The 17,482-nt window shown below is 73.1% G+C and carries 12 protein-coding genes and 1 pseudogene; 8 read left to right on the forward strand and 5 right to left on the reverse strand.

Annotation, left to right across the window (positions count from 1 at the left end; translation table 11 throughout):
• The first annotated feature begins 11 nt into the window (after nucleotides 1–11).
• The 3 genes from ACIP4X_RS22765 to ACIP4X_RS22775 are packed head-to-tail and all read left to right on the forward strand — an operon-like array spanning nucleotide 12 to nucleotide 2,421.
• A complete protein-coding gene (locus tag ACIP4X_RS22765) occupies nucleotides 12–791 on the forward strand; it encodes an ABC transporter ATP-binding protein (RefSeq protein ID WP_358734498.1) in 780 nt (259 codons plus the stop codon).
• Complete coding sequence (locus tag ACIP4X_RS22770; RefSeq protein WP_358734499.1) at nucleotides 778–1,668, forward strand: ABC transporter permease; 891 nt, start codon at nucleotides 778–780, stop codon at nucleotides 1,666–1,668. Before ACIP4X_RS22765 ends, ACIP4X_RS22770 begins: the two co-directional genes overlap by 14 nt.
• Nucleotides 1,669–1,674: 6 nt before the next feature.
• Nucleotides 1,675–2,421: a sirohydrochlorin chelatase gene (locus tag ACIP4X_RS22775; RefSeq protein ID WP_358734500.1), complete on the forward strand. Its 747-nt coding sequence runs from the start codon at nucleotides 1,675–1,677 to the stop codon at nucleotides 2,419–2,421.
• A 198-nt stretch (nucleotides 2,422–2,619) separates the two neighbouring features.
• Here ACIP4X_RS22775 and ACIP4X_RS22780 read toward each other — a convergent pair whose 3' ends face one another.
• The gene (locus tag ACIP4X_RS22780) at nucleotides 2,620–3,633 is read right to left on the reverse strand and encodes a ketopantoate reductase family protein (protein WP_401350229.1); all 1,014 of its coding nucleotides are present in this window, start codon (nucleotides 3,631–3,633) and stop codon (nucleotides 2,620–2,622) included.
• Nucleotides 3,634–3,699: 66 nt separating this feature from the next.
• Here ACIP4X_RS22780 and ACIP4X_RS22785 point away from each other — a divergent pair, with 66 nt between their 5' ends.
• On the forward strand, nucleotides 3,700–4,527 hold the full coding sequence (locus ACIP4X_RS22785) for an aldo/keto reductase (protein WP_401350361.1): 828 nt from the start codon (nucleotides 3,700–3,702) through the stop codon (nucleotides 4,525–4,527).
• A 30-nt stretch (nucleotides 4,528–4,557) separates the two neighbouring features.
• Here ACIP4X_RS22785 and ACIP4X_RS22790 read toward each other — a convergent pair whose 3' ends face one another.
• On the reverse strand, nucleotides 4,558–5,121 hold the full coding sequence (locus tag ACIP4X_RS22790; protein WP_358734504.1) for a DUF1697 domain-containing protein: 564 nt from the start codon (nucleotides 5,119–5,121) through the stop codon (nucleotides 4,558–4,560).
• Nucleotides 5,122–5,381: 260 nt separating this feature from the next.
• Between ACIP4X_RS22790 and ACIP4X_RS22795 the strand changes: the two genes are divergently transcribed.
• Nucleotides 5,382–7,634 carry an MMPL family transporter gene (locus ACIP4X_RS22795; RefSeq protein WP_401350232.1) on the forward strand — a complete coding sequence of 751 codons (2,253 nt, stop codon included), beginning with the start codon at nucleotides 5,382–5,384 and terminating at the stop codon, nucleotides 7,632–7,634.
• A 21-nt stretch (nucleotides 7,635–7,655) separates the two neighbouring features.
• Here ACIP4X_RS22795 and mgt read toward each other — a convergent pair.
• Nucleotides 7,656–8,895 (reverse strand): annotated as a pseudogene (gene mgt / locus ACIP4X_RS22800) (macrolide-inactivating glycosyltransferase).
• Between the two features lie 144 nt (nucleotides 8,896–9,039).
• On the opposite strand from mgt, the gene ACIP4X_RS22805 reads away from it, so the two are divergent.
• Nucleotides 9,040–9,903 (forward strand): aminoglycoside phosphotransferase family protein, encoded by an 864-nt coding sequence (locus tag ACIP4X_RS22805; RefSeq protein WP_358734507.1) that lies wholly within the window; start codon nucleotides 9,040–9,042, stop codon nucleotides 9,901–9,903.
• Between the two features lie 457 nt (nucleotides 9,904–10,360).
• On the opposite strand, the gene ACIP4X_RS22810 is transcribed toward ACIP4X_RS22805, so the two are convergent.
• Both ACIP4X_RS22810 and ACIP4X_RS22815 read right to left on the reverse strand, forming a co-directional pair.
• On the reverse strand, nucleotides 10,361–11,083 hold the full coding sequence (locus ACIP4X_RS22810) for a 3'-5' exonuclease (RefSeq protein ID WP_401350236.1): 723 nt from the start codon (nucleotides 11,081–11,083) through the stop codon (nucleotides 10,361–10,363).
• A 108-nt stretch (nucleotides 11,084–11,191) separates the two neighbouring features.
• The gene (locus tag ACIP4X_RS22815) at nucleotides 11,192–12,430 is read right to left on the reverse strand and encodes an SAV2148 family HEPN domain-containing protein (RefSeq protein ID WP_358734511.1); all 1,239 of its coding nucleotides are present in this window, start codon (nucleotides 12,428–12,430) and stop codon (nucleotides 11,192–11,194) included.
• Between the two features lie 399 nt (nucleotides 12,431–12,829).
• Here ACIP4X_RS22815 and glgX point away from each other — a divergent pair, with 399 nt between their 5' ends.
• A complete protein-coding gene (glgX, locus tag ACIP4X_RS22820) occupies nucleotides 12,830–14,947 on the forward strand; it encodes a glycogen debranching protein GlgX (RefSeq protein WP_358734513.1) in 2,118 nt (705 codons plus the stop codon).
• 126 nt (nucleotides 14,948–15,073) lie between these two features.
• Nucleotides 15,074–17,428: a malto-oligosyltrehalose synthase gene (gene treY / locus ACIP4X_RS22825; RefSeq protein ID WP_358734515.1), complete on the forward strand. Its 2,355-nt coding sequence runs from the start codon at nucleotides 15,074–15,076 to the stop codon at nucleotides 17,426–17,428.
• The last annotated feature ends 54 nt before the right edge of the window (nucleotides 17,429–17,482 follow it).

The raw sequence follows: 17,482 nt of genomic DNA on the forward strand, positions 1-17,482 counted from the left end.
AGGTGACGACCATGGCCACGACCCTCGCCAGGGCCGCCGAGACCGTAGAGCACGCGGCCCGCCTCGAGAACGTCTCGAAGTCATTCGCGGCACCGGGCGGGCAGCAGCTCGTCCTTGACGGCATCAGCCTCGATGTCGCTCCGGGCGAGTTCGTCACCCTCCTGGGGGCCTCGGGCTGCGGCAAGTCCACGCTGCTGAACCTGGTGGCGGGGCTGGACCAGCCCACCGCCGGGTCCATCACGACGGACGGCCGCCCCGCCCTGATGTTCCAGGAGCACGCCCTGTTCCCCTGGCTGACCGCGGGCCGGAACATCGAACTCGCCCTCAGGCTGCGCGGGGTGGCGAAGCCGGAGCGGCGCGGCCGCGCCGAGGAGCTGCTCGAACTCGTCCGGCTGAAGGGCGCGTACGGCAAGCGCGTCCACGAACTGTCCGGCGGGATGCGCCAGCGGGTGGCGATGGCCCGCGCGCTGGCCCAGGAGAGCAACCTGCTGCTGATGGACGAGCCGTTCGCGGCGCTCGACGCCATCACCCGGGACGTCCTGCACGACGAGCTGACCCGGATCTGGCAGCAGACCGGGGTGTCGGTGCTGTTCGTCACGCACAACGTGCGCGAGGCGGTGCGGCTCGCCCAGCGGGTCGTCCTGCTGTCCTCCCGACCGGGCCGGGTGGCCCGCGAGTGGACGGTGGACATCCCGCAGCCGCGCCGCATCGAGGACGCGCCCGTGGCGGAACTGTCCCTGGAGATCACCGAAGTCCTGCGTGGGGAGATCCGCCGCCATGGCCAGCACTGAGACGAAGACGGCCCGGGGCGCCGAACTGGCGGGCGTCGAGGCCGGTCTCGACGCCCTGGAGACCACGGCGGCCGGCCGTACGCCGCTGCGCCGGACCCTGGTCGACAAGGTCCTGCCACCGGTCGTGGCGGTCGCGGTGGTCCTGGTGGTCTGGCAGGCGCTGATCTCCCTGAAGGTGGTCGACGACCCGAGCCGGCTGCCCTCGCCCGCCGACGTGGGCGGCGAGTTCAAGGACGCCTGGTTGCAGGGCAAGCTGCTCGGCTTCATCTGGACGTCCGTCTCGCGCGGGCTTCTGGGCTTCCTGTTCGCGCTGGCCATCGGCACCCCGCTGGGCCTGCTGGTGGCCCGGGTGAAGTTCGTGCGCGCGGCCCTCGGCCCGATCCTGTCCGGCCTCCAGTCGCTGCCGTCGGTGGCGTGGGTGCCGCCGGCGGTGATCTGGCTGGGCCTGGACAACTCGATGATGTACGCGGTGATCCTGCTCGGCGCGGTCCCGTCCATCGCCAACGGACTGGTGTCCGGCATCGACCAGGTGCCGCCGCTGTTCCTGCGGGCGGGCCGAACGATGGGCGCGACGGGTGCCCGGGGCGCCTGGCACATCGTCCTGCCGGCCGCGCTGCCTGGCTATCTGGCCGGTCTGAAGCAGGGCTGGGCGTTCTCCTGGCGGTCACTGATGGCGGCGGAGATCATCGCCTCCTCGCCGGACCTGGGCATCGGCCTGGGCGCGCTGCTGGAGAACGGCCGCAACGCGAGCTCCATGGCCATGGTCTTCGAGGCCATCATCCTGATCCTGTTCGTCGGCATCGCCATCGACCTGCTGATCTTCAGTCCGCTGGAGCGGCGGGTGCTGCGCGGCCGCGGTCTTCTCGTGAAGAGCTGAACGCCCATGATCCACCAGCCCGTTCTCCTCGTCGTCGCGCACGGCAGCCGCGATCCGCGCCATGCCGCGACCGTCCACGCCCTGGTCCGCCGGGTCCGGGCGCTGCGCCCCGGGCTGCGGGTGGAGACCGGCTTCCTGGACTTCAACGTGCCGTCCGTGCCGGGCGTGCTGGACGGCCTGGCGGCCGACGGAGTGCGGGACGTCGTGGCGCTGCCGCTGCTGCTGACCCGGGCCTTCCACGCCAAGGCGGACATCCCCTCGGTGCTGCGCCGGGCGCCGTCGCGGCTGCGGATCCGGCAGGCGGAGGTCCTCGGCCCCTCACCGCTGCTGACGGACGCCCTGGAAAGGCGTCTGTACGAGGCGGGGCTCGACCCCGCCGACAAGTCCTCGACCGGGGTCGTACTGGCCTCGGCGGGGTCCTCGGACCCGGAGGCGATCGCAGTGATCGCAGAAATCGCGCGGGAGTGGCGGCACACCGGATGGTGCGCCGTGCGGCCTGCGTTCGCCTCCGCGGCAGCACCGCGCACCGAGGACGCGGTGCGGGAACTGCGCGAACTGGGCTGCGCCAGCGTCGCGGTCGCCCCGTACGTCCTTGCACCGGGCTTCCTGCCCGACCGCATCGCCCGCGGCGCGACCGAGGCCGGCGCCGACGTACTGGCCGGGGTGCTCGGCCCGGCCCCGGAGGTGGCCCGGGTCCTGCTGGAGCGCTACGACGCCGCCCGGCTGCCGCTGTCGGCGGCCCTGGGAGCCTGACGGACGGGACGGGATCCGTCCGCGGCCCGGCACTCCCCCGTGGTGCCGGTCCGCGAACGGCCCCACCAGCGCCCGCCGTTGACCGGTGAGCGGTGGTGACATCCAGTTCAGCGTGCGGCGACGCGCAAGTGTCACTGCCCTGCCGTGGGCGGCGTCCCGAATGTGGATCATCCCGCCCATGCCGTACACGAGGCCCGCTCAGCCCGCCCGAACCGCCGCGTCCGCCAGTCGTGCCAGTTCGGTCAGCGGGAGTGAGCCGGCCGGCCGGTGTTCGCGGGCGAAGGTGTTGGCCAGGTGCTGGAGCAGTTCGTTCAGGGGGGTCGGGACGCCGTGCAGCCGGCCCAGGAGCACGATCTCCCCGTTGAGGTGGTCGGCCTCGATGGAACCGGTGCTGCGGGCGAGGGACTGCCAGGAGGAGCCGCCGCCGCGCGGGGCGCCGGGCAGCGGCACCAGGGTGATCTTGTCGCCGCGGACCTCCTTCTGCTCCTCGGCGCCCGCCCAGGGGATCCCGGCGGCGGCGAGCACCGCCTCGCCCTCGGCGCGCACCCTCCCGTACAGCGCGTGCGCCGCCTCGCTGTCCAGCGGGCCGCTGACGGCCTCGATCGCGTTGGCGAGGTTGCCGAGCAGCTTGGCGTACTGCCACCGGCTCACGTCCGGCACCACCGGCGCCTCGAAGTGCGCCGACTCCAGGTCGGCGGAGATCCGCCGCAGGATGTCGTCGGTGCCGCCCGGGTAGCGGCCCAGGTGCAGTATGCCGGTGAGCGGGGTGCCGGCGGCCGAGACGGCGCCGGGTTCGACGTGGGCCGCGGGCAGCCAGACGCAGACGCCGTACACGTGCCGGAAGCGTCGCAGGGCGAGCCGTTGGCCCTCCACCCCGTTCTGCGCGCACAGCAGCGGCAGTCTCCGTTCCGCGGTGCCGCCGCCCGCGACCGGCGCCGGGCCCCAGACCGCCAGCGCCGCCTCGGTGTCCTGTGTCTTGACGGCCAGCACGAGCACGTCGTCGGCGCGCAGTTCGCCGAGCGCCTCGGGCCCGTCCACGGCGGGCAGCCGGTACGGGAGTTCGCCCTCCGGCACCGTCAGCCGCAGTCCGTCCTCGCGCAGTGCCGCGAGGTGTGCTCCGCGCGCCACCAGCACGACCTCGCGCCCGCTCTGCGCCAGCCGCCCCCCGACAGCACCGCCGACCGCCCCTGCCCCGATGATGATGTACCGCATGGGAGGAGCCTCCCACAGCACTCCGTACGCCCCCCGGACGACCCAGGAGACCGTGTGACCCCGGAGATGTTCACGCTCGGCGGCGACCTGCCCGTACGGCGCCTCGGCTACGGCACCGCGCAGCTCACCGGCCCCGGCTACTGGGGTCCGCGCGGCGACGCCCGGGACGCGGTGGCCGTGCTGCGGCGGGCGGTGGAGCGCGGGGTGACCCTGATCGACACCGCGGACAACTACGGTCCGTCCGTCGCCGAGGAACTGGTCGCCGAGGCCCTGCACCCCTACCCCGAGGACCTGGTGATCGCCACCAAGGGCGGGGTGGTCCGCACCGGCGACAGCGCCTGGCACGTCGACGGGCGGCCGGAGCGGCTGCGGGCGATGTGCGAGGCGAGCCTGCGGAGGCTGCGGCTGGAGCGGATCGACCTGTACCAGTTGCACCGGCTCGACCCCGCCGTGCCGATGGCCGAACAGCTCGGCGCGCTCGACGAGTTGCGCGCGGAGGGCAAGATCCGCCACCTCGGCCTGGACACCGTCTCCGCCGAACAGCTCTCCTCGGCCCTGGAGTTGACCTCCATCGCCTCCGTCCAGAACCGCTACAACCTCGCCGACCGCGCGTCCGAGCCGCTGCTGGAGCTGTGCGAGGCGCGCGGGATCGCGTTCCTGCCGTGGTTCCCACTGGGCAACGGCGCGTTGACCGGGCACCCGGAGTGCGCCCGGATCGCCGCCGCGCACGGCGCCACGCCCGGGCAGGTGGCGCTGGCGTGGCTGCTGCACCGCTCCCCCGCGCTCTGTCCGACCCCGGGCACGGGCACCCTCGCCCATCTCGAGGAGAACCTGGACGCGGCGCGCCTGTCCCTCGGCGCCGCCGAGCTGTCCCGGCTGTCCGCCCTCGGGTGAGCGGGCCCGCGAGGGCCGTGAACGCGCGCGTCAGGCGTCCGGCGCGGTCAGCTCGACGAGTTTGAGCACCGTGTTCCAGTTCCTGCTGGTCGCGATCAGGTCCTTGTTCAGCCGCTTCCTGGACAGGTGCTCGGCGAGCTTGGAGCGGCCGAGCCCGTCCGGCGCGTAGAGGTAGAGGGCCCGGTCGCCGAGGCGGAACTCCTCGGGCAGGTAGGCCTCCTGGTCGATCTCCGCGTACCGCTCCGTCCCGACGGGCGCGGAGAAGTAGGTCACGTGCAACTGCCGTCCCTCCAGCTCGGCGGCCGGGAACGGACAGGACTCGGCGACCGCCCGCAGATAGGCGTGGTCGCGCACGATCACGTCCACCGGGAACCCGAACCGCTTCTCCAGCGCCGCCGTCAGCTCCGCGGCCAGCGACTCTTCATCTCCTTGACCGGCGGCTCCGTGACCAGCGGCGAAGACGGCCTGACCGCTCTGCAGATGGGTCCGCACCCGGGTGTGGCCGAGCTCCGCCACCAGAGTGCGCAGCTCGGCCATCGGGACCTTCTTGCCGCCCACGTTGATCCCGCGCAGCAGCGCGGCGTACATCGTCATCCGCCCACGATAGAACGGCGGGCGGAACGGGCACCCCTGATCCGCGCCCCCGATAAGCCCGGATAGGTGTAAGGGGTCGGCGTCCTCCCCAGTGCGGAGGAAACGGGGTCCGGCAGGAGGAGCCCGGGCGGGGGCACTTCACCGGTCAGCACGACGAGTGGGGCACCGCCCGGCACCTACCTTCGATGCGGAGGGCGACGGCAGGGGGCCGTCGCCGCGCACGAGGTCCGCAGGGCCTCTCAAGAAGGGGCAAGCCCGTCATGGTGAACGCAGAGACACGGGTGCGGGGCCTCGCCGCGCGGGCCGGCGGCTGGAGCGCCCGGCATCGATGGGCCGCCGTCGGGATCTGGGTGCTGTTCGTCGTGCTGGCGATGGGTCTTGGGTCGGCGGCGGGCCGGCTGGACGTCAAGGAGAGCGACCAGCTCAAGGGCGAGACACACACCGCGGCGAAGATCATCGAGGACGCGGGGATCAAGGAACCGGCGGGCGAGACCGTCCTGATCCAGGCGAAGGACGGCTCCGGCAGGGCCACGGACGCCGGCTTCCGGGCGGCCGTCGGCGAGGTGATCACGGCCGTCGAGGGGACCGGCCTGGTCACGGACGTGACGTCGCCGTACGACACGAGGACCATCTCCGGGGACGGCCGCAGCGCGCTGGTGCAGTTCTCGCTGCGCGGCGAGGCGGACACCGCGGGCGAGCGGGTGGAGCCCGTGCTCAAGGCCGTCGCGAACGTGCAGAAGGACCACTCCTCGCTGCGGATCGAGGAGATCGGCGGCGCCAGCATGCAGAAGCAGTACTCCGACGCCTTCGGGGACGACTTCCAGCAGGCCGAGTTCTCCGCCGTGCCGGTGGCCCTCGGCATCCTGCTGATCGCCTTCGGCGCGCTGGTGGCCGCGCTGCTGCCGGTGGCGCTGGCGATCACCGCGATCATGGCGACGATGGGCCTGATGGGCATCGTCAGCCACCTCCAGCCGATGAGCGACACCGCCAACTCCGTGATGCTGCTGGTCGGTATGGCGGTCGGCGTCGACTACTGCCTGTTCTACCTGCGCCGCGAGCGCGAGGAGCGGATGGCCGGACGGGACCCGGGGACCGCGCTGCGCATCGCCGCCGCGACCAGCGGGCGCGCGATCATCGTCTCCGGTGTCACGGTGTGCGTGGCGATGGCGGGCATGCTGTTCACCGGGGTCGCCGAGTTCGAGGCGATGGGCCTGGCCTCGCTGATGGTGGTGGCCGTCGCCATGGTCGGCTCGGTGACCGTGCTCCCGGCGCTGCTGTCGCTGCTGGGCGAGCGGGTCGAGAAGGGGCGCCTGCCGTTCCTGCGGCGGAGCGAGCAGGGCAACGGGGAGAGCAGGTTCTGGACGGCCGTACTGCGGCGTGTGCTCGCCCGGCCCGTGGTGTCGGCCGCGGTGGCCGTGGGCGCGCTGCTCGCCGTCGCGGCCCCGGCGCTGGGTATGAAGACCTCGCAGCTCACGCTGGACCAGGAGTTCGGCGACTCACTGCCCATCGTGCAGACGTACCAGCGGCTCAACGAGGCCTTCCCCGGCGGTTCCGAGCCGGCCCGGGTGGTCGTGAAGGCGAACGACATCAACGCCCCGGAGGTGCGGCAGGCGCTGGCCGCGTTCAAGGAGCGCGCCGTCGCCTCGGGCGCCTCTCGCGGCCCGGTCGACATCCGGCTGCACGAGGACCACAACGTCGCCCTCGTCTCCGTCCCGCTGGTCGGCGGCTCGGACCTCGACAAGGCGGGCAAGAGCCTGGAGAAGCTGCGTGACGAGGTGCGGCCCGCCACGCTGGGCAAGGTCGACGGCGTCCAGGCGCCGATCACCGGCCAGGTCGCCGGCTCGCACGACTTCAACGCGCAGCTCATCGGCTCCGTCGTGCCGGTGTTCGTCTTCGTCGTGGTGTTCGCCTTCCTGCTGATGCTGCTGTCGTTCCGCTCGCTGACCGTCGCGATCACCTCGATCGTGCTGAACCTGCTGTCCGTGGGCGCCGCCTACGGCATCCTCGTCGCGGTCTTCCAGCACGGCTGGGGCGCGTCCCTGGTGGGCGCCCACGGTGTCGGCGCGATCGTCACCTGGCTGCCGCTGTTCCTGTTCGTGATCCTGTTCGGCCTGTCGATGGACTACCACGTCTTCGTGGTCTCCCGGATCCGCGAGGCGCGGCTGCGCGGTCGCAGCACGAGGGACGCCATCCAGCACGGTGTGGTCACCACGGCGGGTGTCGTCACCAGCGCCGCGGTCATCATGGTCGCCGTGTTCGCGATCTTCGGGACGCTGTCGATGCAGTCGATGAAGCAGATGGGCGTGGGCCTGGCGGCCGCGGTGCTCATCGACGCCACGGTCATCCGCGGGGTGCTGCTGCCCTCGGTGATGTCCCTGCTGGGCGAGCGCAACTGGTACCTGCCCCGATGGCTGCACCGCCTCCCGGACCTCTCCCACGACGAGCCCCTGGAGCCGGCGGCTGCCCCGCCCGCTCCGCCCGCTCTGAGCAAGGGCGAGCCGCTGGGCGTGTGAGCCCTCGGCGGGCGGCGCTTGTCACCTCCACCCGGCGGGCAGTTCGGCCTCGATGAGGTCGGCGGCCCGCCGGGTGCCGCCTTCCCGGTCCATGGCGGCCCGGATGTCCCTCAGCCGCCGGGCCACCTCGGGGTCGTCGACGAGGGCGAGCGCGGTGGCGCGCAGGTTCCCGGCGGTCGCCTTCTCCGTGGGGAGGTGGCAGGCCACTCCGAGGTCCTGGCGCATGTCCGCGTTGCCGAACTGGTCGACGGCCTGCGGTACGGCGATCATCGGCGTCTCGGTGGCCAGGCCCTCCTGGCTGCCGCCGGCCCCGGCGTGCGTGACGAACAGGTCGGCCTGGCGCAGGATCGCCAACTGCGGCACCCAGGAACGCACTTCGACGTTCGTGGGGACCTCGCCGAGTTCGTCCGGGCGCACGTGCTTGCCCACCTGGAGCACCGTGTGCCAGCCCGGGAGTGGGCCGAAGGCCTCGACGCACTCCCGGTAGAAGGCGGCCTGTTTGGTGAAGGCGGAGCCGAGCGAGACGAGGACCACCTTCCCGGCCGCGGCGGGCCGCTCCCAGCCGCCCTCCGCCGAGCGGTCGCCCTGACAGGCGCCCACGAAGCTGTGGACCTGCTCGTCGACGCGGTCGGCGTGCGGTTGCAGTGCGCGGGGGATCAGGACGATCGAGCGGTCGGGGCGGCCGGCGAACGGGTCCGGGTGCAGGGTGATCCCGTTCTCCGCGAGCCACGCCTCGAAGCGGGCGTAGTAGGCCCGGCCGCGCTCCGTCTTCCGGGGCTCGGCCCACAGCGGTTCGGCGACCTCCTTCTCGTAGCCGTCCCAGGCCACGAGGTTCGGGGAGAGGGAGATCGCCGGCACGCCCCAGCGGTGGGCGAGGACGCGGGCCGGGTAGGAGGTGATGTCGTGCAGGACGAGGTCCGGCTCGTCGTCGCGGTAGGCCTCGATGAGCTGGGGCAGGGCCTGGATCGCGTCGTTCAGGAACGGTTCGACGTGGTCGAGCAGCGTGGATCCCCAGGCGGAGGGGTCGTCGTCGGGCGAGGGCAGCGTGGAGTTCCAGGGCTTCACCTCGGCGCCGGTCTCGGCGACCTTCTCCGCGAAGACGGGCGGGATGGCGTACGTCACCCGGTGTCCACGGGCGACGAGTTCCCGGATCACTTCGAGGCTGGGGTTCACGTGTCCGTGGGTGGCGACGGAGAACATGGCGATGTGGGCGCGAGTGGGCATGTCCCGGACCCTAGGCGAGACGATACGTCTCGTGCAGTGCGGTTTCGGTGAAGGTGGGCGACCCTCTCCGGCCCGGGCACCGGACACCGGCCCCGACCTGTGCGGATGCGACACTGACCCGGCGAAAGTGCGGGGCTCCGGTGTGGTTGCCGGGGTCCGGACGAGGACACGGAGGCTGAGGATGGACGAGGCGCGGGCTCGGGAGGCACTGGACGGGGCGGGGGTGTTGGCCGGTCCGGTGCGCGACGCGCGGCTGCTCGCGCTGGGCGAGAACGCGGTGTTCGCCGCCGGGGACCTCGTCGTCAAGGTGGGCCGGGACGCGGAGCTGTGGGACCGGGCGCGGCGCGAGCTGCGGACCGCGCTGTGGCTGGCCGAGGCCGGCGTCCCCGCGGTGCGGGCCGCCGCCGCGGAGGCGGTCCTCGTCGAGGGGCATCCGGTGACCGTGTGGCACCGGCTGCCCGATCCGGTACGGCCCGCCGGACCGGCGGACCTGGCGGAGCTGCTGCGGCTGGTCCACGCCCTGCCCGCCCCCGACTTCGAGTTGCCGCCCCGTGAGCTGCTCGGCGGCGTGGAACGGTGGCTGCGGCTCGCGGGCGACGCAATCGACCCGGCCGACGCTGCGTATCTACGCGAGCGCCGCGACGGCTTCGCGACGGCCGCCGCCGCGCTCACCCCGCATCTGCCGGCGGGCCCGATCCACGGCGACGCGCTGCCGCGCAATGTGCACATCGGTCCGGACGGGCCGGTCCTGGTCGACCTGGAGACCTTCTCCGCGGACCTGCGCGAGCACGACCTGGTGGTCATGGCCCTGTCCCGGGACCGCTACGGCCTGCCCGCCGAGGCCTACGACACCTTCACGCGGACCTACGGCTGGGACGTCCGGGAGTGGGAGGGCTGCGCCGTACTGCGCGGCGCCCGCGAGACGGCCAGCTGCGCCTGGGTCGCCCAGCACGCCCCCACCAACCCCAAGGCCCTGACCGAGTTCGAACGCCGGGTGACGTCCCTACGGGACGGGGACACGTCGGTGCGCTGGTACCCGTTCTGACCCTCACCCGGCCCCGGGCGCGACGACCGTGACGGGGCCGGCGAGCCGGCCGCCCGGACCACGTCTCCGATGACCGCGACGCGGCGACGAACGGAACCCGGCCCGCGCCGCAACATCCCTGGCCGGCGGGGCAAGTCGGCCACTGCGAGGGGAGCCGGACCCCGGGCGCGACGACCGGGACCGGCCGGACGGTCGGCCGCTGCGAACGGGCCCTGGACCGCAGGCACGACGACCGTACAGGGCCGGTGAGCCGGTCACTCACCCGGACCACGTCCCCGGCGACCGCGACCGACCCGGCGAACCCGCGGCGGCGACGAGCTGAACCCCTCCCACGCCACAACGACCTTGACGGACAGGGCAAGCCGGCCGCCGCGAACGGGCGCCGGGCCGCAGGTGCGACGAGCGGGGCCGGAGCGGCGAAGCCGGCTGGTCGGGGCGCCTGACCCGCGCGCGGGTGTCAGGCCGCCTCGGCCGTCGGCTGCCTCAGTGGCCAGGCGCCGTCGATCACCGCGGTCGGGTCGCCCTTGCGGCGCAGGAAGGCCTGGAAGTCCGCCGCCCAGGCGGCGTGCCACCCTATCTGGCGGCGGTGCAGCTCCGCCGGGCCGAGGGTCGCGACCTTGGAGTGGCGGCCGGCTATCGCGACGGCCAGCCGGGCCGCGGCGAGGGCGTCGGCCGACGCGTCGTGGGCGGCGTCCAGGACGACGCCGTACTCCGCGCAGACCGCCTCGAGGGTGCGCTTGCCCGGGCGGTAGCGCTCGGCCCAGCGGTCGATGGTGTACGGATCGACGACCGGCCCCGGCTCCGCTCCCCCCAGCCGGTCGCTCAGGGACGGCAGTCCGTACCGGCGCAGTTCGGCGGAGAGCAGGGTCAGGTCGAAGGCCGCGTTGTACGCCACGACCGGCACGCCCGCCTTCCAGTGGCCGGTCAGGACGTCCGCGATGGCGTTCGCGACCCGGTCGGCCGGCTCGCCCTCGGCGGTCGCGCGCTCGTTGCTGATCCCGTGCACCGCGACCGCCTCCGCCGGGATCTCCACGCCGGGGTCCGCCAGCCACTCCCGGCGTCCCTCCGGCTCCCCTCCCCTGACCTCGATCACGGCCCCCGTGACGATGCGCGCCTCGCGCGGATCCGTCCCGGTCGTCTCCAGGTCGAAGCCGATCAGCAGCTCCCGGTGCCAGCCCATGGCGGCCCCCTTCTCGGTGGTGCGTTCCCCCAGTGAGCACCACGATCGCACGCGCCACTGACAATCCGAGGACCACGTTCCGCTTACCGCCCGGGGACTGAGGTCGTTTCAGGACACCGGGCGCGAATCCGCCCACATCAGCTCGAACTCCTCGCGATAGGCGGAGAAGAGGCCACTTTCGTCGATCTCGCCGGGTTTGACCACCTTGTTCCCGTTCCGTAGAACGAAGACGGGAGCCTCCATGCCCCGGCTGCGCCGCAGATAGGACTGCACGACCGCGACGCCGTCCGAGCCGTCGCCGTCCATCAGGTACGCGGTGACGCGGGGGGTCTCGTCGTAGACCTGGATCTCGAAGGCGCCCGGGTCGCGCAGCCGGCCGCGCACCCGGCGCATGTGCAGGATGTTCATCTCCACCGCGCGGCTCAGCTCCCCGCGCTTGAGCCCGAGTTCGCGCTCGCGCCGCTTCACCGCGCTGGAGGCCGGGTTGAGGAACAGCAGCCGCACCCGGCAGCCGGACTCGGCGAGCCGCACCAGGCGGCGGCCGGAGAAGTTCTGCACGAGCAGGTTCAGGCCGATGCCGATGGCGTCCAGCCGGCGGGCGCCGCCGAACATGTCCTCGGCCGGGAACTGGCGCATGAGCCGCACCCGGTCCGGATGCACCGCGACCACGTCCGCGTACCGGTCGCCGACCAGGTCCTCGACCGCGTCGACCGGCAGCCGCCGGGCGGAGGGCACGTCCCCGCCGGTGCCGAGGATGTCGAGCAGCCGCGCGGAGGCCCGCTCGGCCTGGTTCAGCACCGCCTCGGACAGCGCCCGGTTGCGGGAGACGACGTTGCGGGTCACCTCCAGCTCGTCCAGGGCGAGTTCGACGTCCCGGCGCTCGTCTATGTAGGGCGCGAAGCACGGCCAGTGCTGCACCACCAGCTCACGCAGCTGCGGCAGGGTGAGGAAACTGATCACGTTGTCGTCGGCCGGGTCGAGCAAGTAGCCCTTGCGGCGGCTGACTTCGCGTACCGCGACGGCCCGCTGCACCCACTCCTGGCCGGCCGGTCCGGCGGCGGCCACCACCCAGTCGTCGCCGTGGACGGGCTCGTAGACGGGGCGCAGCACGGCGGCCACGACGGCGCGCAGCCGCTGTTCGACGAGGTTCAGCCAGATGTAGGCGCGACCGGCCCGCTGGGCGCGTGTACGCACCTCGCGCCAGGCGCCCGCGTCCCAGTCCAGCTCCGGCCCGATGGCACCCGCGTCCATCGGCCGGGCCAGGGACACCGCGCCGGAGGGGACGTCTGCGGAGTGCCCCTCGTGACCCTCGTCACCAGGGGGTAGCTCCAGGCCTCCCGAGCCCACCCGTGCACCGCCTTCCGCTCCCCCGGGCACTCCCCGTCCCAACGATCAAGGAAGGGTACTCCGGGAGCGGCGCGCGACGCAGCCGGATGCACAGCTCCTTTCTCAACTTCCCCACGCTACTTGCGCGTTCTGTCGACCGGGCCGCCGCCGAGTGAGCTGATTCATAGCCGGTGACCGGCACCGGCCGCCGTCCGCGGCCCGGGCGGTGCCGTACGCCGCCCTGTCCGCCCTGTCCGCCGTCCCGCCGGGTGAGCGCCGGGGCCGCCCGTTGACCCGCGGACACCCTGCACCTCACCTGTTCGGCACACGCACGTGTGTCACAGGTGCTTCCCCGACTTTTGTGGAGACTCGGTGTCAAGGCGCCACCCGCGGCGCCCCACACCTGAAAGAGTCTGGTCCATGCAGGTCTGGCCTGGAGAGGCGTACCCACTCGGCGCCACGTACGACGGCGCCGGCACCAACTTCGCGGTCTTCACGGAGGCCGCGGACCGAGCAGAGCTGTGTCTGCTGCACGACGACGGCTCGGAGACGGCGGTGGAACTACGGGAGAGCGACGCGTTCGTCCGGCACGCGTACGTGCCCGGTGTGATGCCGGGACAGCGGTACGGGTTCCGGGTGCACGGCCCGTACGCCCCGGAGCGCGGGCTGCTCTGCAACTCGGCGAAGCTGCTCCTCGACCCGTACGCGCGTGCGATCAGCGGCTCGATCCGATGGGGGGAGGAGGTGTACGGCTACCACTTCGACGACCCCGGCCGGCGCAACGACCTGGACTCGGCGCCGCACACCATGACGTCCGTCGTGGTCAACCCGTACTTCGACTGGGGCGACGACCGGCTGCCGCGCCGCGGCTACCACGAGACGGTGATCTACGAGGCCCATGTCAAGGGCCTCACCATGCGGCACCCGGGGCTGCCCGAGGAGTTGCGCGGCACCTACGCGGGGCTCGCCCACCCGGCGCTCATCGAGCATCTGACCGAACTCGGCGTCACCGCGCTCGAACTGATGCCCGTACACCAGTTCGTGAACGACCACCGTCTGGTCGACCTGGGCCTCAACAACTACTGGGGCTACAACACGATCGGCTTCTTCGCCCCGCACAACGCCTACGCGTCCTGGGGCGACCGCGGCCAGCAGGTCCTGGAGTTCAAGTCGGCGGTCCGGGCGCTGCACGAGGCCGGTATCGAGGTCATCCTCGACGTGGTCTACAACCACACCGCCGAGGGCAACCACCTGGGTCCGACGCTGTCCTTCAAGGGCATCGACAACCCGCGCTACTACCGGCTGACCGACGACCCGCGCTACTACATGGACACGACGGGCACCGGGAACTCCCTGCTCATGCGGTCCCCGCACGTGCTCCAGCTGATCATGGACTCGCTGCGCTACTGGGTCACCGAGATGCACGTCGACGGGTTCCGCTTCGACCTGGCGGCGACCCTGGCGCGGCAGTTCCACGAGGTGGACCGGCTGTCGTCGTTCTTCGACCTGGTGCAGCAGGACCCGGTGGTCTCGCAGGTGAAGCTGATCGCCGAGCCCTGGGACGTCGGCGAGGGCGGCTACCAGGTGGGGAACTTCCCGCCGCTGTGGACCGAGTGGAACGGCAAGTACCGCGACACCGTGCGGGACCTGTGGCGCGGGGAGCCCCGGGCGCTCGCCGAGTTCGCCTCGCGGCTGACCGGCTCCTCCGACCTCTACCAGGACGACGGCCGCCGCCCGCTGGCCTCGATCAACTTCGTCACCTGCCACGACGGCTTCACCCTGCGCGACCTGGTGTCGTACAACGACAAGCACAACCAGGCCAACGGCGAGGACAACCGGGACGGCGAGAGCCACAACCGGTCCTGGAACTGCGGCGCCGAGGGTGAGAGCGACGACCCCGAGGTGCTCGGGCTGCGGGCGCGGCAGACGCGGAACTTCGTCGCGACCCTGATGCTCTCCCAGGGCGTGCCCATGGTCAGCCACGGCGACGAGTTCGCGCGCACCCAGCGGGGCAACAACAACGCCTACTGCCAGGACAACGAGCTGTCCTGGGTGCGCTGGCCCGAGCCCGGCGAACCGGACGGCGAGCTGCTGGACTTCGTCCGGGCGATGGCGGCGCTGCGGCGGGACCACCCGGTCTTCCGGCGGCGCCGCTTCTTCCACGGACGGCCGGTGGAGGGCACGCACGACGACCTGTCCGACATCGCCTGGTTCACTCCCGAGGGCCGGGAGATGACCCAGCAGGACTGGGACTCGGCGCGGGCCTCCGCGCTGACCGTGTTCCTCAACGGCAACGCGATCTCGGAGCCGGGCACGCGCGGCGAGCGGATCGCCGACGACTCCTTCCTGCTGATGTTCAACGCCGCGCCGAAGCCGCTGGACTTCGCCGTGCCGGTCGATCACGGGCGCCAGTGGCAGGTGGTGGTGGACACCGCCCGCACGGACCCGGTCCCCCCGGGCACCGGCCCCACGGTGCAAGCCGGAGACCGGCTCACCCTGCCGGACCGCAGCCTGACAGTCCTACGCCGCCCGGCGTAACCCTCACCCACCCGAGCGACAGCCGACCCGGCCGGACGGGGGCACGCGGGCGCCCGGCCGGGCCAGGTGTGGGGCGCATGGTGGGTGGGGGGCGGTGAAGGTGGTCGGGTGGGTACGTAGTTCTTCATGACATCCGAGACATCCGGGCGTCCCGAGCCCGTCGTGCCCACGGCCACCTACCGGCTTCAGCTCCAGCCCGAGTTCCCGTTCGCGGCCGCGCAGCGGGCCGTGCCGTATCTGGCATCGCTCGGCGTCTCGCATCTGCATCTCTCGCCCGTCCTGGAGGCCGTGCCGGGCTCCGCGCACGGCTACGACGTCGTGGACCCCACCCGGGTGCGCGACGAGCTGGGCGGCGAGGAGGGCCTGCGGAGGCTTTCGCGCACCGCCCGGGAGCACGGGCTCGGCCTCGTCGTGGACATCGTGCCGAACCACATGGCCATGGCCCCGCGGCACAACCACGCCCTGTGGGAGGTGCTGCGGGAGGGCCCCTCGTCGCCGTACGCGCGCTGGTTCGACATCGACTGGGAGGCCCAGGACGGCAAGGTGCTGCTGCCCGTGCTCGGTCACCCGGTCGGCCGGGTGACCGGCGAGCTGAAGGCGGACGGCGACGTCCTGCGCTACCACGACCACGCCTTCCCGCTGCGCGAGGGCACCGAAAGGCTGCCCCTGCCCGAACTGCTGGACGCGCAGTGGTACCGCCCCGTGTGGTGGCGGCTGGCCCGCACGGAGCTGAACTACCGGCGCTTCTTCAGCATCTCGGAGCTGATCGGGGTGCGGGTGGAGGACCCCGAGGTGTTCCGGGCGACCCACGCCAAGATCCTCCAGCTGCTGGCGGAGGGCGTGGTCGACGGGCTGCGCGTCGATCACCCGGACGGGCTCGCCGACCCCGACGCCTACCTGCGGCAGCTGCACGAGGCGACCGGCGGGCGCTGGACGGTCGTCGAGAAGATCCTCTCCGACGGCGAGCACCTGCCGGCCTCCTGGCCGGTCGCGGGCACCACCGGCTACGACGCCCTGCGGCACGTCGACGGCCTGTTCACCGACCCGGCCGGAGCGGACGAGCTGGCCGAGCTGTACCGGAGGTTCGCCACTCCGCACGACGACGAGGGCGGCGACTGGGAGGCGACCGTACGGCGGGCGGCGTACACGGTGATCACGCACGAGCTGGCCGCCGAGACGGAGCGGCTGACCCGGGTCGCGAGCCGGGTGTGCGCCGGCTCGCCGGACCCGGCGCTGCGCGACCGCGCTCCCTGGGCGCTGCGCACCGCGCTGCGGGAGCTGCTGGTCCGCCTCCGGGTCTACCGGCCCTACACCTCCGTGGACCCGGCGTCCGTCGTCACGGAGGAGGCCGCCGCGCAGGCCCGGCTCGCCTTCACGGTGCCGGAGGAGGGCGAGGCCGTCGACGTGGTGCGCGACCTGGTCGTCGGGCGGGCCGGATCCGGGCCCGGCGCCCTGGAGTTCCGCACCCGGTTCGCGCAGGCCGCCTCCGCGCTGCGCGCCAAGTCCGTCGAGGACACGGCCTATTACCGGTACGTGCCGCTGCTGTCGGCCAACGAGGTGGGCGGCGACCCCGGCCACCCGGCGGTGCCCCCGGAGGACTTCCACGCGTACTGCGCCCGGGTGCAGCGCGACTGGCCGGCCACCGGCACGGTGGTGTCCACGCACGACACCAAGCGCAGCGCCGACGTACGGGCGGCGCTGGCCGTGCTCACCGAGTGCCCGCGGGTCTGGGCCGACCTGCTGGACATGGTGACCGGCGGCGGCGGGGACGTGCCGGACAGGCAACTGGCGTGGGCGGCCTGGCAGACGGTGTTCGGCCTCGGCCCCGCGGACGGTGAGCGCGTGCGGCAGGCCCTGCTGAAGCATGTGCGGGAGGCGGGCCTGCGCACGAGCTGGACCGAGCAGCGGCCCGACTACGAGGAGGCGGTGGCGCGGTTCGTCGCCGAGGGGCCGTGCGGGGCGCCCGCCGGCCCGGTGACCGCGCTGCGCACCGCGCTCCGGCCGCACATCCGGGCGAACGTCCTGGGCACGGCCCTGGTGCATCTGACGATGCCGGGCGTGCCCGACGTGTACCAGGGCACGGAGGCCGAGTACCGGGCCCTGGTCGACCCGGACAACCGGCGCCCGGCGCGGTTCCCGCCCGCCGACGCCGGCGACAAGGGGGCGGTGACGATGGCGGCGCTGCGGCTGCGCGCCCGGCGGCCGGAGGTCTTCGGTGCGGCGGCGACGTACGCGCCACTGCTCGCCGAGGGTCCGGCGGTGGCCCACTGCGCGGCGTTCGAGCGCTCCGGGGAGGTGGTCACGGCCGTGACCCGGCTGTCGCTGCGGCTGGCGAAGGAGGGCGGCTGGCGGGACACCCGGCTGCCGCTGCCGCCCGGCCGCTGGGCCGACACGCTGACCCCCGGGCGGGAGTTCGAGGGGCAGGTGCGCGTGGCGGAGCTCTTCGAGCGGCTGCCGGTGGCACTGCTGGAGCGCGCTTGACAGGACCCGGCGTCCGTGGGGTACTGCGGAATGCGAAGCCGGGAGGACAGGTCG

It is taken from the genome of Streptomyces sp. NPDC088817, from assembly GCF_044750345.1.
Lineage (GTDB): Bacteria > Actinomycetota > Actinomycetes > Streptomycetales > Streptomycetaceae > Streptomyces.

Excerpts from the sequence above, each read along its gene's own strand:
- ACIP4X_RS22765 (WP_358734498.1), top strand. The coding sequence starts at position 12 with ATGGCCACGACCCTCGCCAGGGCCGCCGAGACCGTAGAGCACGCGGCC.
- ACIP4X_RS22770 (WP_358734499.1), top strand. The coding sequence starts at position 778 with ATGGCCAGCACTGAGACGAAGACGGCCCGGGGCGCCGAACTGGCGGGC.
- ACIP4X_RS22775 (WP_358734500.1), top strand. The coding sequence starts at position 1,675 with ATGATCCACCAGCCCGTTCTCCTCGTCGTCGCGCACGGCAGCCGCGAT.
- ACIP4X_RS22780 (WP_401350229.1), bottom strand. The coding sequence starts at position 3,633 with ATGCGGTACATCATCATCGGGGCAGGGGCGGTCGGCGGTGCTGTCGGG.
- ACIP4X_RS22785 (WP_401350361.1), top strand. The coding sequence starts at position 3,700 with ATGTTCACGCTCGGCGGCGACCTGCCCGTACGGCGCCTCGGCTACGGC.
- ACIP4X_RS22790 (WP_358734504.1), bottom strand. The coding sequence starts at position 5,121 with ATGACGATGTACGCCGCGCTGCTGCGCGGGATCAACGTGGGCGGCAAG.
- ACIP4X_RS22795 (WP_401350232.1), top strand. The coding sequence starts at position 5,382 with ATGGTGAACGCAGAGACACGGGTGCGGGGCCTCGCCGCGCGGGCCGGC.
- ACIP4X_RS22805 (WP_358734507.1), top strand. The coding sequence starts at position 9,040 with ATGGACGAGGCGCGGGCTCGGGAGGCACTGGACGGGGCGGGGGTGTTG.
- ACIP4X_RS22810 (WP_401350236.1), bottom strand. The coding sequence starts at position 11,083 with ATGGGCTGGCACCGGGAGCTGCTGATCGGCTTCGACCTGGAGACGACC.
- glgX (WP_358734513.1), top strand. The coding sequence starts at position 12,830 with ATGCAGGTCTGGCCTGGAGAGGCGTACCCACTCGGCGCCACGTACGAC.
- treY (WP_358734515.1), top strand. The coding sequence starts at position 15,074 with ATGACATCCGAGACATCCGGGCGTCCCGAGCCCGTCGTGCCCACGGCC.